The 13,548-nt window shown below is 36.0% G+C and carries 13 protein-coding genes; 7 read left to right on the top strand and 6 right to left on the bottom strand.

Features of this window, described 5'->3' with window-relative positions; translation table 11 throughout:
- The first annotated feature begins 64 nt into the window (after nt 1-64).
- From AACP56_RS00305 to AACP56_RS00315, 3 genes are all read left to right on the top strand, one after another.
- Nucleotides 65-2,467 (top strand): zinc-dependent metalloprotease, encoded by a 2,403-nt coding sequence (locus AACP56_RS00305; RefSeq protein ID WP_339334677.1) that lies wholly within the window; start codon nt 65-67, stop codon nt 2,465-2,467.
- Nucleotides 2,468-2,472: 5 nt separating this feature from the next.
- Complete coding sequence (locus AACP56_RS00310) at nt 2,473-3,498, top strand: threonine aldolase family protein (RefSeq protein WP_339334675.1); 1,026 nt, start codon at nt 2,473-2,475, stop codon at nt 3,496-3,498.
- Between the two features lie 224 nt (nt 3,499-3,722).
- Entirely contained in the window at nt 3,723-4,823 is a 1,101-nt protein-coding gene (locus AACP56_RS00315) for an OmpA family protein (RefSeq protein ID WP_339334673.1), read from the top strand.
- A 47-nt stretch (nt 4,824-4,870) separates the two neighbouring features.
- On the opposite strand, the gene AACP56_RS00320 is transcribed toward AACP56_RS00315, so the two are convergent.
- Together AACP56_RS00320 and AACP56_RS00325 are read right to left on the bottom strand one after the other, a co-directional pair.
- Nucleotides 4,871-5,323, bottom strand: coding sequence for a thioredoxin family protein (locus tag AACP56_RS00320; protein WP_339334671.1), 453 nt, complete (start codon nt 5,321-5,323; stop codon nt 4,871-4,873).
- A gap of 35 nt (nt 5,324-5,358) precedes the next feature.
- Nucleotides 5,359-5,685: a YbaB/EbfC family nucleoid-associated protein gene (locus tag AACP56_RS00325; protein WP_339334669.1), complete on the bottom strand. Its 327-nt coding sequence runs from the start codon at nt 5,683-5,685 to the stop codon at nt 5,359-5,361.
- Nucleotides 5,686-5,745: 60 nt separating this feature from the next.
- On the opposite strand from AACP56_RS00325, the gene AACP56_RS00330 reads away from it, so the two are divergent.
- The 3 genes from AACP56_RS00330 (at nt 5,746) to AACP56_RS00340 (ending at nt 10,469) form a co-directional block, all read left to right on the top strand.
- Nucleotides 5,746-7,881 carry a S9 family peptidase gene (locus AACP56_RS00330; RefSeq protein WP_339334667.1) on the top strand — a complete coding sequence of 712 codons (2,136 nt, stop codon included), beginning with the start codon at nt 5,746-5,748 and terminating at the stop codon, nt 7,879-7,881.
- A 166-nt stretch (nt 7,882-8,047) separates the two neighbouring features.
- Nucleotides 8,048-9,088, top strand: a complete 1,041-nt coding sequence (locus AACP56_RS00335; protein ID WP_339334665.1) for a PLP-dependent cysteine synthase family protein — start codon at nt 8,048-8,050, stop codon at nt 9,086-9,088.
- Nucleotides 9,089-9,209: 121 nt separating this feature from the next.
- On the top strand, nt 9,210-10,469 hold the full coding sequence (locus AACP56_RS00340) for an aminotransferase class I/II-fold pyridoxal phosphate-dependent enzyme (protein WP_339334663.1): 1,260 nt from the start codon (nt 9,210-9,212) through the stop codon (nt 10,467-10,469).
- Here AACP56_RS00340 and AACP56_RS00345 read toward each other — a convergent pair whose 3' ends face one another.
- From AACP56_RS00345 to AACP56_RS00360, 4 genes are read right to left on the bottom strand one after another with little or no spacing between them, the layout of a single operon-like run.
- Complete coding sequence (locus AACP56_RS00345; protein ID WP_339334661.1) at nt 10,470-11,012, bottom strand: DUF4287 domain-containing protein; 543 nt, start codon at nt 11,010-11,012, stop codon at nt 10,470-10,472.
- Between the two features lie 39 nt (nt 11,013-11,051).
- The gene (locus AACP56_RS00350) at nt 11,052-11,630 is read right to left on the bottom strand and encodes a 3-keto-disaccharide hydrolase (protein WP_339334659.1); all 579 of its coding nucleotides are present in this window, start codon (nt 11,628-11,630) and stop codon (nt 11,052-11,054) included.
- 5 nt (nt 11,631-11,635) lie between these two features.
- Nucleotides 11,636-12,079, bottom strand: coding sequence for an SRPBCC family protein (locus AACP56_RS00355; RefSeq protein WP_339334657.1), 444 nt, complete (start codon nt 12,077-12,079; stop codon nt 11,636-11,638).
- A 25-nt stretch (nt 12,080-12,104) separates the two neighbouring features.
- Nucleotides 12,105-12,461, bottom strand: a complete 357-nt coding sequence (locus AACP56_RS00360) for a bleomycin resistance protein (RefSeq protein WP_339334655.1) — start codon at nt 12,459-12,461, stop codon at nt 12,105-12,107.
- A 233-nt stretch (nt 12,462-12,694) separates the two neighbouring features.
- On the opposite strand from AACP56_RS00360, the gene AACP56_RS00365 reads away from it, so the two are divergent.
- Entirely contained in the window at nt 12,695-13,501 is an 807-nt protein-coding gene (locus tag AACP56_RS00365; protein ID WP_339334653.1) for an RNA polymerase sigma factor, read from the top strand.
- Nucleotides 13,502-13,548 lie beyond the last annotated feature (47 nt).

The following is a 13,548-nucleotide window of genomic DNA, read 5'->3' on the forward strand; positions in this document are numbered from 1 at the left end:
AATAGGGTTTGCGCTATGGCTGGGCAATCTATTTTATATAAATTTAAACACTAATAAACCAATCATGAGATATAAGTTTACTATAGTATTATTAGTATTGATTTCTATTACTTCTGCATTTGCCCAAACTTTTGAGAAAACAAAAGATTTTCAAAAGTTCAATGGCTATTTTAACTTCTATTATGATGATGGCAGTGATAAAATCTATTTACAAGTTGATGATTTAGAAAAAGAGTTTCTTTATGTATATTCTTTAAGCAGTGGTATTGGCAGTAATGATATTGGCCTGGATAGAGGGCAACTGGGGAACGAACAAGTGGTCTTTTTTAAAAAGGCTGGAAACAAATTATTGTTGATACAGCCAAATCTTAGATTTAGAGCACTTACGGATAACGAATTAGAGCGCAAGTCTGTAGAACAAGCCTTTGCAAAATCAATCTTACATGGTTTTAAAATTGAAGAAGAACAAAAAGGTAGTTATTTAATTGATATTACCGATTTTTTAATGCACGATGCGCATGGTGTTAGTGCAAGATTACAAAGTAGCAAACAAGGGTCCTACAGTTTAGATAAATCAAAAAGTGCTTTAGCTTTTGATAGAACAAAGGCTTTTCCTAAAAATGTAGAGTTTGATGTTATTTTAACTTTTAAAGGGCAACCAAAAGGTAATTATATTAGATCTGTGACTCCAAATTCAAGTTTGGTCACTGTAGCCCAACACCATTCCTTAATAGAATTACCGGATGATGGTTATCAAAAACGTGAATTTGATCCTCGTTGTGGCTCGTATCCATTTTCTTACTACGATTATGCCACACCAGTCCAGGAACCAATCTTGAAAAGATTTATCACTAGACATCGTTTAGAAAAGAAAAATCCTAATGCGGCAATTAGTGAAGCCGTTGAACCTATTATTTATTATCTGGATAATGGTACTCCAGAACCGGTACGTTCTGCATTGTTAGATGGTGGTCGTTGGTGGAACCAGGCTTTTGAAGCCATTGGTTATAAGGATGCTTTTCAATTAAAAATTTTACCTGATGATGCAGACCCTATGGATGTAAGGTATAATGTTATACAGTGGGTTCATCGCTCCACCCGGGGTTGGAGTTATGGTAGTAGTATTACAGATCCTAGAACAGGAGAAATCATGAAAGGACATGTAAGTTTAGGTAGTTTACGCATACGCCAAGATTTTTTAATTGCCCAAGCTTTGATGAACAAACCATTTGCTGAACGCGACGACAATTATCAACCTATGTTGGAAATGGCCTTGGCAAGAATACGTCAACTGTCAGCACACGAGATAGGACATACACTTGGATTTTCGCATAATTTTGCTGCAAGTACCAATGGTAGGGCTTCCGTTATGGATTATCCACACCCGCAATTTAAACTAAATGGTAATGAGATTGATTTTTCTGATGCTTATGCAGTAAATATCGGCGCTTGGGATAAAGTAACTGTTGCATATTCTTATTCAGATTTTCCTAAGGGTTCGGAAAAGGAAGGTTTAAATAGTATACTAAAAGATGCTCAAAATGCAGGTCTACGCTATATATCTGACCAAGATGCCCGACCTATGGGTGGCGCACATGTTTTAGCACATCTTTGGGACAATGGTAAAAGTGCAAGTAAAGAGTTGGGGGATGTTTTAAAAACTAGGGAAACAGGAATTGCTAATTTCTCTATTGATAATATTAGAAAAGGTGAGCCAAACTCTGTTTTAGAAGATGTTTTTGCGCCATTGTATTTCTTCCATCGTTATCAGACCGAGGCTGTCGCAAAAGTGATTGGTGGTTTAAACTATAACTATACAGTTAAAGGTGATGGTCAACAAACAGTATCTATTTTAGATAGGGCTACCCAAGAAGATGCCTTGAACAGTATTTTAATGACCTTAGATGCATCTCAAATTGCAATTCCAAGAAAAAAATTAAGTTTATTTCCGCCGAGAGCAATAGGATATGGAAAATCTAGAGAATCCTTAAAAGGAAAAACAGGTGTTTCTTTTGATGCCCTTTCGGCTCCGGAAACCGCTGCAGATATGACATTAGGTCTATTGTTACACCCAGAGCGTGCTTCGAGGCTTATCCAGCAAAAAGCAACCGATTCGGATAACTTAGGTTTACAAGAAGTATTGGACGAATTAGTTAAGAAGACCATTAACAAGTCAGTTAAAGATTCCTATATCAATGAAGTGCAACAGAATATTAATTTCAGGGTATTATTTCATTTAATGAATTTGGCTTCGCACAAAGATGTACATCCACAGGTAAATGCTATTGCTAATCAGACCATTCGCGAACTATCGCGAAAAATTGGTTCTGCAGCTTTAAATAACCCTATCAAAGCCGAAATGGTAAGAAGAATCAATACTTTTTACGCACATCCTGAACAATTTAAAGTCATAGCTGCACCAAAAATTCCAGATGGTTCGCCTATCGGAATGGCATGTTTTAACTAGTTTTTATGGAAATAAATTTAATAAGCGATACGGTTACCAAACCAACTCCTGGTATGCTTGATGCAATGATGCATGCAGAAGTAGGAGATGATGTTTTTAAGAATGACCCAACCGTTAATAAACTAGAAGCAAAGGTTGCTGATTTATTTGGAATGGAAGCTGCCCTGTTTTTTCCTAGCGGTAGTATGACCAACCAAACGGCTATGAAACTACATACACAGCCTGGAGAACAATTGATTTGTGACAAATATGCCCACGTTTATAATTATGAGGGTGGAGGCGCAAGTTTTAATAGTGGTGTCTCGTGTAAGCTAGTTGATGGAAAAAGGGGTATGATGACAGCATCCCAAGTAGAAGCAGGAATAAACCCTCCAGATTTTTACCATAGTCCGTTAACAAGCCTGGTGTGTATCGAAAACACCACAAATAAGGGTGGGGGAGCTTGTTGGGACTTTGAAGAGTTAGAAGCGATTAGAAAAGTATGTGACGACAATAACCTAAAATACCATTTGGATGGTGCTCGACTTTGGAATGCATTAGTAGCAAGAGGCGAAACTCCAAAACAATATGGCGAATTGTTTGATTCGATAAGTGTTTGTTTAAGTAAAGGTTTAGGTTGTCCCATAGGCTCGGTATTGGTTGGTGACGAAAAGTTAATTCATAATGCGGTTAGGGTTCGAAAAATTTTAGGCGGCGGAATGCGTCAGGCTGGTTTTTTAGCAGCAGCTGGAGTTTATGCTTTGGATAATCATGTTGATAGATTGGCAGATGACCACCAGAAGGCGCAGGAAATAGGGGAGGTTCTTGGTAAACTTGAGTTTATTAAAACTGTTGAGCCCATTGAAACCAATATTATCATTTTTGAAGTAGACGAAGCTAAAATGTCCGCAGAAACATTCTTGAAAAAACTGGAAGAAAATAAAATTTCAATTATTAGTATGGGACAGGGTAAACTTAGGATTGTAACCCACTTGGATTATACAGATGCTATGCATGACACTTTCCTTAAAGTTCTATCTGAATTAAATTAACCTTAAGTATTGACTTTTCTTAAAATAAATATTTGTTTGTCAAAAAGATAGAGTACTCTGTCAACTAGGTTTTTGCTTCTTTCTTTGAAGATTTCGTAATCTTTTCCTGATTTGCAATAAATTATCTTCAAATTTTGTGACTTTTTTAAGAAATCAGGTTCATAAGTACTGTTAACATATTATATTGTTAATCCATTAATTATAATAATAAACACTAACAGATTATGAAAAAAGTTCTATTTCTTTTGGCAATTTTTGCCACAGCCACGATGAGTGCACAAGACTTACCTACAAACCCCGAACCAGGTAAATGTTATGTGCGTTGTACTACTCCAGACGTTTACGCGAATGAGACAATGACAATAACCACAAAGCCTGCATACAAGGTTTTAAAAACTGTACCTGCTACCTATAAAACAGTTACAGAAAGAGTACTAGTAAAAGAAGAAGGTAAAAGACTTGCAGTTATTCCTGCAAAATGGGGCACAGAGACAGTCTCTTATGTTTCTAAAGAAGCAGGAAATTCATTGAATATTATTCCAGCAAGTTTTAAGCCTAGTTCAGAAACAGTAGAAGTTAAGCCAGCATATGCACAGTGGGAACTAGGTTCGCCTGCACCTGATTGTGCTTCTGGTAACCCAGACGACTGTCGTTACTGGTGTTACAAAGGATACCCAGCGGAGTACACCACTGTAAGTACTCAAGTATTGGCAAACGATGCATCAGCTCAAAAAGTGGCTGGTTCCGTAAAGAATGCATCTTACACTAAAAGGGTAATGTTGGAACCTGCGAGAGTTGTGGAAGAAGTTATTCCTGCGGAGTATGCTACTATTACTAAAACAGTTTTGGATAAAGATGCTTACACAGTTGAAGAAACTATACCAGCGGTTACCAAAACCATTACTAAAGAAGTATTAAAAACTAAAGGTGGTTTAACTACTTGGAAAGAAGTTGAGTGTTCTTTAGTAGAATACCAAGCATTACCTATCAATTGGAACTTAGGAAGTGCTACTTTAACTCCTGAGGCTAAACGAATCATCGATTCTCGATTAATGCCGGTTCTACAACAAAATGCTGGAACTAAATTAGAGATTGCTTCTCACACTGATTCTAGAGGTGGGGCAACTTCAAACCAAAGTCTTTCCGAAAGAAGAGCTAAAGCGGTTGCTGATTATTTAATTTCTAAAGGAGTTAACTCCAGCTTATTGGTAGCTAATGGTTACGGCGAAAGAAAATTAAAGAATAGATGTGCAGATGGGGTTTCTTGTACTGAGCGAGAACATGCTTCTAACAGAAGAACAGAGTTTAGATTGATTAATAATTAAACACTACTTTTCAATCAGTAAAAAGCCTCCTGTTAAGGAGGCTTTTTTTATTTATTCTTCTTTAAGAAATCTAGATGATATCTAACCTCTCCATTCATACTATATCCAGAGTAATCATCAAGTAATACGCCATTTGGGCTTATTACTGCCATTAAAGGAAAGACTCCTTTTTTATTATATTTTGGAAGCAATGATTTATTTTTTGCATACTGTTCTGGTGTCAATAAATCTTTATTCCTAGGAATATCAACATACAGAAGAACGTATTCAGAAGAAAGTTCTTTAAAGGCATCCGTTTCAAACAAATCTTTCTTTAACATTTTACATGGAGGACACCAATCACTACCCGTAAAATAAATTAGTACATTCTTTTTATCCTTTTTAGCCTGTTTTAAAACAGATTTATAATCTGTTTGCCATTCCACCGATGACATAGCTTCCTTTTCCAAGCTAGGCTGCGATAAGAAGAAAAAAGTCAAAATATATAGTAAGGCTTTCATTGTTCTTTATTTATACAGGGCAAATTCCTTGCCAGTTATTTAAATAACGCATCCATTCCCGGAATATTGGGCATTCCTTCCTTTGCAGCTGCAGCTAATTCTGTTTCATTAATGTTTGTAGCTTTTTCTATCGCTTTATTTAACGTAAGGATTAAGTAATCTTCAAGTTGTTCCTTATCTTGGAGGAGGCTATCATCAATTTCAATGGATTTTATTGTCCTATTTGCGGTCAAGGAAACTTTTATAAGTCCATCTGAAGAAGTTTCATCAACTAAAACTGTATCTAGTCTTGCTTTTGTAGCCTTTACTTTTTCTTGGGTCTCTTTTAATTTCCCCATCATACCCATTAAATCACCAAACATATTTTACATTTTAATTTAGGTTAAAGTCCAAAATTACTAATATTGAGCAAAATCTAAGTAATGAGACACCTAACAAAACTAGTATCTGTTCTATTTTTCTGCCTTATTTTTGCGGCTTCTTGTAAAAATGAGAATAAAGAAAGTACAGCTATGAATACGCCAAAAGCAAAGAAAATCCCCAAGAAACTTGAAATTCATGGAGATATAAGAGTTGACGATTATTATTGGCTAGATGATAGGGAGAATAAAGAGGTGATAGCGTATTTGGAAGCTGAGAATAGTTATTACAAAGAAATGACCTCTCATACAAAGGACTTTCAAGAAGAATTGTTCTTAGAGATGAAGTCTAGGATAAAAGAGGACGATGAATCGGTTCCATATAAGCGAAACGGGTACTATTATCTTACCAGATATGAAACAGGCAAAGAATACCCTATTTACTCTAGAAAAGAGGAATCGCTAGACGCAGAAGAAGAGATTATCTTTAACTGTAATGAGCTGGCAAAAGGGCATGATTTTTTCAATTTAAGAGGTGTCTCTGTAAGCCCAGATAACAAATTAGCGGCTTTTGCCACGGATACGGTTTCCAGAAGGCAGTACTTTATTCAAATCAAAAACTTGGATACAGGTGAAATATATCCTGATAAAATAGACAACACTACTGGTGGTTCTGTTTGGGCAGCGGACAACAAGACCTTGTTTTACACCAAAAAAGACCCGGTCACGCTCCGTTCCGATAAAATTTACAAACACAAGTTGGGAACACGAGTTGAGGAGGATAAATTGGTATTTCACGAAGAAGACGAGACTTATAGCACGTTTGTTTATAAGACCAAGTCTAGAAAGTATATTATTATTGGCTCTGTTAGCACCTTAACTTCAGAATATCAATTTATACCAGCAGATGAGCCAGATACTGACTTTAAAATCTTTTCACCACGAACCAGAGGATTAGAATATTCTATATCGCATTATGATGATAGTTTTTATGTACTGACCAATAAAGATGATGCTACCAACTTTAAGTTGATGAAAACATCAGAAAACAATACGTCTTTTGATAATTGGGAGGAATTCATCCTACACAGGGAGGACGTTCTTTTAGAAGACATAGATATATTCAAAGACTATTATGTGCTTTCTGAACGTGAGAATGGATTAAATAAAATGAAGGTGGTTCGTTGGGATGGTAATGACAGTTATTATTTGCCCTTTGATAGTGAAACCTATGTTGCAGGCTCTAGTACCAATCTGGATTTTGACACGGAGAAATTACGTTATTTCTATAATGCCATGACCTCTCCGTACTCCATCATCGATTTTAATATGAGGACCAAGGAAAAGGAGGTTCTAAAGGAGCAAGAAGTTCTAGGTGGCAAGTTTAAAAAGGAAAATTACCGTTCGGAACGAATTTGGGCAACGGCCAAAGATGGAACAAAGGTCCCAGTATCCATTGTCTATCATAAGGACACAAGGCTAGATGGTACTAGTCCTTTATTACAATATGCCTATGGCTCTTATGGTTCTACAATAGACCCCTATTTTTCTACGGTACGATTGAGTTTGTTGGATAGAGGCTTTATCTATGCCATTGCCCATGTTAGGGGTGGTGAGTATTTGGGAAGACCTTGGTATGAAGATGGAAAGCTATTGACCAAAAAAAATACGTTTACAGATTTCGTGGATGTCTCTGAACATTTAATAGCTGAGAACTACACATCATCGGAGCATTTATACGCTATGGGAGGTTCCGCAGGCGGTTTGCTCATGGGAGCCGTAGTCAACATTGCTCCAGAATTATATAACGGGGTAATCGCTGCAGTACCTTTTGTCGATGTAATAACCACGATGTTGGATGACAGTATTCCACTGACTACTGGTGAATATGATGAATGGGGAAACCCCAACGATAAAGTTTATTACGATTATATGAAATCCTATTCTCCATATGATAATGTTGAAGAAAAGGCGTATCCAAATCTATTGGTGACTACGGGTCTTCATGATTCACAAGTACAGTATTGGGAACCGGCAAAATGGGTGGCTAAACTGCGCGAGTACAAAACAGACGATAACCAGTTGTTTTTAGACACCAATATGGAAGCTGGTCATGGAGGAGCTTCAGGAAGATTTGAAGCCTTAAAGGAGACCGCTAAAGAATATGCCTTTATTTTAGATTTGGAAGGAAAAATCTAGCAACTATCTTTAATAAAACTTACTAAACAGTAAAAGAAAATAACACTTTGAGTTCGATGCAAACCCTGGGATATTTAAATCTCGATTATCAAGTAAAATAAAAAATGTTATTTTTGCACCGTAGAATTTAGACTTTAAGTCTTTATTTACAAGACCTTACTTAACTATGGATAATAACATTAATGCTTATAACAGCATATTGGATTTGGTGGGTAATACGCCCCTTATCAAACTAAACAAGATTGCTGAATCATTAACTGGTAACTTTTATGCTAAAATAGAGGCATTTAATCCAGGACACTCTGCTAAAGATAGGATTGCAGTACATATTATTGAGGAAGCAGAACGCAAAGGACTTTTAAATGCTGAAAGTACCATAATAGAAACTACTTCAGGTAATACTGGATTTAGTTTAGCTATGGCCAGTATGGTGAAAGGATACAAATGTATTTTGGCTGTTAGCTCAAAGTCTTCCCCGGACAAGATAGATATGCTTCGCTCAATGGGGGCTGAGGTATATGTTTGTCCTGCACATGTTAGTGCGGATGACCCTCGTTCCTATTATGAAGTAGCCAAGCGTTTACATAAAGAAACACCTGGTTCAATTTATATTAATCAGTACTTCAATGGATTGAATATAGAAGCGCATTACAGAACTACAGGTCCTGAAATCTGGGAACAAACTAACGGTAATATTACACACCTTGTTGCTTGTAGTGGTACTGGAGGTACTATATCTGGTACGGCACGTTTCTTAAAAGAGAAAAATCCTAATATTAAAATTTTAGCGGTGGATGCTTACGGTTCGGTACTTAAAAAGTATCATGAAACTGGCGAGTTTGACCATGAAGAGGTGTATCCTTACCGTATAGAAGGATTAGGCAAGAACTTAATTCCAAGTGCTACGGATTTTAATACTATAGATAGATATATTAAAGTAACTGATGCAGAAAGTGCACACATGGCTCGTAAAATAGCACATACAGAAGGTATGTTTGTTGGTTATACCAGTGGTGCCGCAATGCAGGCAGTTATGCAATATAGTACAGAGGGAGAATTTAAAAAAGACAGTAATGTAGTTGTTATTTTCCCTGACCATGGTTCACGCTACATGAGTAAGATTTACAGTGATGAGTGGATGCAAAACCAAGGTTTTTTTGATGCTAAAAATGCAGAGGAACCTAAGGAAATTCAATACATTAAGTAGAGAACACTAAAAGAAGTTATAGATGGCAACTTCTTGTAAGTTGTCATTTTTTGTTTATAAGTAAGCCATTGCATGGTTCGTAAAAATGCATATTTTTGCAGCTCATTCAATTTTAAGGTAGATGAGAGATTTATTTGAGAGAATTATTGAAAATAAAGGCCCTCTGGGCAAATGGGCGTCTCAAGCAGAAGGTTATTTTGTATTTCCTAAGCTAGAAGGACCCATATCTAACCGAATGAAGTTCCAAGGAAAGGAAGTGATTACTTGGAGTATAAATGACTATTTGGGTCTGGCAAATCTACCTGAAGTTAAAAAGGTTGATGGAGAAGCTGCCCATGAACATGGTTCTGCATACCCTATGGGTGCTCGTATGATGAGTGGCCACACGGATTATCACGAACAGTTGGAGAATGAACTTGCAGCCTTCGTAAGTAAAGATGCTTCTTATTTATTGAATTTTGGCTACCAAGGTTTTATGTCTGTAGTAGATGCTTTGGTTACTAAAGATGATATTATCGTCTATGATGTTGATGCGCATGCTTGCATTATTGACGGTGTTCGTCTCCATATGGGGAAACGATTCACTTTTATGCACAATGATCCGGAAAGCTTAGAGAAAAACCTAGAGCGCGCCACTAAAATGGCAGAGCAAACTGGAGGTGGTATTTTGGTTATCTCTGAGGGTGTTTTTGGAATGCGTGGGGAGCAAGGTATACTTAAAGAGATTGTTGCCCTAAAGAAAAAATTCAATTTCAGATTATTGGTTGATGATGCCCATGGTTTTGGAACACTAGGTAAAACTGGTGCTGGAGCAGGCGAGGAGCAAGGTGTACAAGACGATATCGATGTGTACTTAGCCACATTTGCAAAATCAATGGCAAGTATAGGGGCATTTGTAGCCGCTGACCAAGAAATCATAGATTACTTAAAATACAATCTGCGTTCACAAATGTTTGCTAAATCATTACCTATGGTTTATGTAAAAGGAGCATTAAAACGTTTGGATATGTTACGTACCATGCCGGAGCTTAAAGAAAAGCTTTGGGAGAATGTAAACGCCTTGCAAAATGGACTTAAAGAACGTGGTTTTGATATTGGTACTACATCTAGTTGTGTTACTCCAGTATATTTAAATGGTAGTATTCCTGAAGCAATGGCTTTAGTTAAGGATTTACGCGAAAATTATGGTATTTTCTGTTCTATCGTAGTATATCCTGTTATTCCTAGAGGATTAATACTATTGCGTCTAATTCCTACGGCTACACATACCATGGAAGACATTTCAGAGACTTTAGATGCGTTTTCTGGTATTCGTGAACGCTTGGAAAACGGGACCTACAAAAGATTGTCTGCTGCCGTTGCTGCTGCAATGGGAGAATAATCACTCAGCTTTTTCATAAGCTTCTTTCATCCAATCAATCAATTCAGCATCAATTTCTGATGTTGAGGTCAATTTTACGCGATGGGTGCACATAGTGCCAAAAGGTCCAGAATTTCCAAGTCTATCGGTAGTTGGTTTATCTTTTAACTTTAGCCCCAAATCTATTCTTGTTTTTGTTGCGGGTTTTATGAGGACAAACTGTCGTTTGCGTATGATACTTACACTACCTTTTTTTGGTGTAATAGTGATATCATTTCCCAAATCCTTAATGGACTCTAATAATTTTTCATAAATAGGGAGTAATGCCTCTTTTCCTTTGTATTGTTCTGTTACCAAATCTACTGGAGCTTGGTTTTCCTCTTTTGATAGCGTTACAATCGTATTTGCAAAGCCATGGGTAACCTGATGCTCTTTTTTAAGAAAGTTAACTCCTTCGGAATGTTTTGTAAAAGCCTTTTTCTTAAGAATCGACTTCCACTCTTCTAACGATTTGCCAGTCTTTTCAGGCATATTGGAAATCATGGTTTGCAGTGCTTTTTCCATTTTAATGGTATTGATTGTCTGCATGCAAGATAAAAAATATCAGTTTAAAGGTGTAATCCGTACATTCCGAAACTTAATTTCTCCTGTTCCATTTGCTTGCAAACCAATATACCCGTTGGAGAGTGTATTATCACTGATATCAACAGTTAATATACCATTAACCCAAACTTGGACATGATTTTTATCCGCATTTATTTTATAGGTATTCCACTTATTATTGGTCTCAACTATAGCTAAAGGAACTGCTTTTAAAACTATTGCTCCTGTTCTAAAATCCTGATTTGGATGTAAATCCCAAATGTTTGCTTCATAACAATCTGTTGGGTTAATTTCCTGATTAGAGCAGCGAATAAAAACTCCAGAATTAATAGTATCATCAGGTTTAAATTCTAGCTCCAAAACAAAATCAGTATAGGTATTTTGTGTTATAACAGATCCATTAGTATTATCAGCTACACCAATTAATTCGCCATTGGAAAATTTCCAAGTAGTGCCTCCAAAACGCTTCCAATCATCAGTATTTTCTTGAAATAATGCTTGCGAATTTTCACATGAAACTACTGAAAAGAATACAGCGATAACTGCAATATAAAATGGTATTCGCTTTAGAAAACTCATAATAATTAGTTTTTAGTTTCTGCAAAGGCTTTAAATTGTCTCATCCATTTTTGACTTTGCTTCTTAAATACTCCAGGAAACAATTTTGCCATTAACTTGGGCATAAAACTATTGAATTTGGTGTATTCAACTTCGGAAGTATACTGGGTTTGATTTTCAGAGATTTTTTTAAACCGTGTGGTTTGGGTATTGGTCATATGAATATGCTCATAAAGTGCCTTTTTCTCTTCTGGTAGGTTATTAACCAAGATAGTCTCTAGTAATTCTACCTTTCTTTTCCCCTGCTGCAATAGAATTTTAGATTTTGCACCAACGGAGTTTGGTTCTCCTTCTAGATGTTTTATAAATTGAAAACCATCTTGCCACTCTTTAAAATAGGCTTCATTACTCCATAACGCAGATACCATGTCTATGGGTAGCTTAATGTCTATGGAGCAGGTATATTTCATGTTGTTACTATAATGTTGTTATCCGTTAAATACTTTGCCCAAATGTTAATAGGTTGCTGTCTGGGTCTAGTATGGAGAATTCTTTTTGTCCCCAAGGCTTGGTTACCAACGGTCCATTTGGGTGAATAGTTATGTTATTTTCCAATAGACTTTTATAAAATTCGTCAATATTGTTAGTTCTAATATAAATCTGTCCGTAATTCTTTTTTGGTTTAAGTCCTTTAAATTCAAAGAAATGAATTTCAATTTGGTCTTTTCCCAACATTAAATAGCCATCATAATCTACACTGCCTAATACTTTAAACCCTAACTTATTTGTGTAGAATTTTTTGGTAACATCTTTATTACGCATTGGTAGTTTTGGATTAATATCCGTTAGCATGATTTTAATAGTTTACTTATAAATTCTTAAGGTCATACAATTTAGAATTCATTCCCGAATTCTGCGTATTTATTTTAGTCAAAAATAAAGTCCATCAAAAGCTATTATCTCAAATAAATATGAATAAAGTGCTTATTTACCACCCTATAATGAATTATATACCTTGTTAAAGGTAGTTTTTTACGTTCTGATTGTCACACTTTGTATCTTTTTCATGTCTAATTAACAGAGATATGAAAGATACTTTAGAAATTTTAGTAGATAAGGCTAACTCCGGAGATAGAAAAGCTTTAGAACGGGTAATTCTAGGCATCAAGGATTATGTTTATAATCTATCCATAAAAATGTTGCTTTATCCTGAAGATGCTGAAGATGCAACTCAAGAAATACTTATAAAGGTCGTAACCCATTTAAGTACTTTCAATCAAAAAAGCAAGTTTATGACCTGGGTCTATAGGGTTGCAACTAATTATTTGTTAACCTATAAAGGTCGAAAAAATAAGGAGTTTGCAATGCCTTTTGATGATTATGCAGATTTAATAGATTCGGGACATTCCGATACAATTAGATATTCCAACAATGAAGGCGAGCTTTCTCTTTTGGAAGAGGAAGTAAAGGTAAGCTGTACGCAAGGTTTATTGCTTTGTCTGAATTCCGTTGATAGGATGGTTTATATTTTGGCAGAGATTCTAGAGTTCAGTAGTATCGAAGGTTCTGAAATAATGGAAATAACCGCTGAGAATTTTAGAAAGAAATTATCACGTTCAAGAACTAAAATCCGAAATTTTTTAAACAACAAATGTGGACTTGCAAATCCTAAAAACCCCTGTCGATGTAATAAGAAGATTGATTTTCTGATTGACAAAAAAATAGTGAATCCAAAGGATTTAAGGTTTGCTGGGTTTTCACAACGCAGCATCGATTTGGTTGGAAAATTGGGAGAATTGGAGAAGTCTCTTGCGATTTATCGCTCCGTTCCTCAAGCCAAAGCCCCGAGGACAATTTTCAACAATATAAAACAAGCATTGGCACTTGATTAATTATGACCAACAAAAGATTTAGTTTTAAGCACTTTGTCATTATTACT

The sequence above is a fragment of the Croceitalea sp. MTPC6 genome (genome assembly GCF_036985525.1).
Lineage (GTDB): Bacteria > Bacteroidota > Bacteroidia > Flavobacteriales > Flavobacteriaceae > Croceitalea.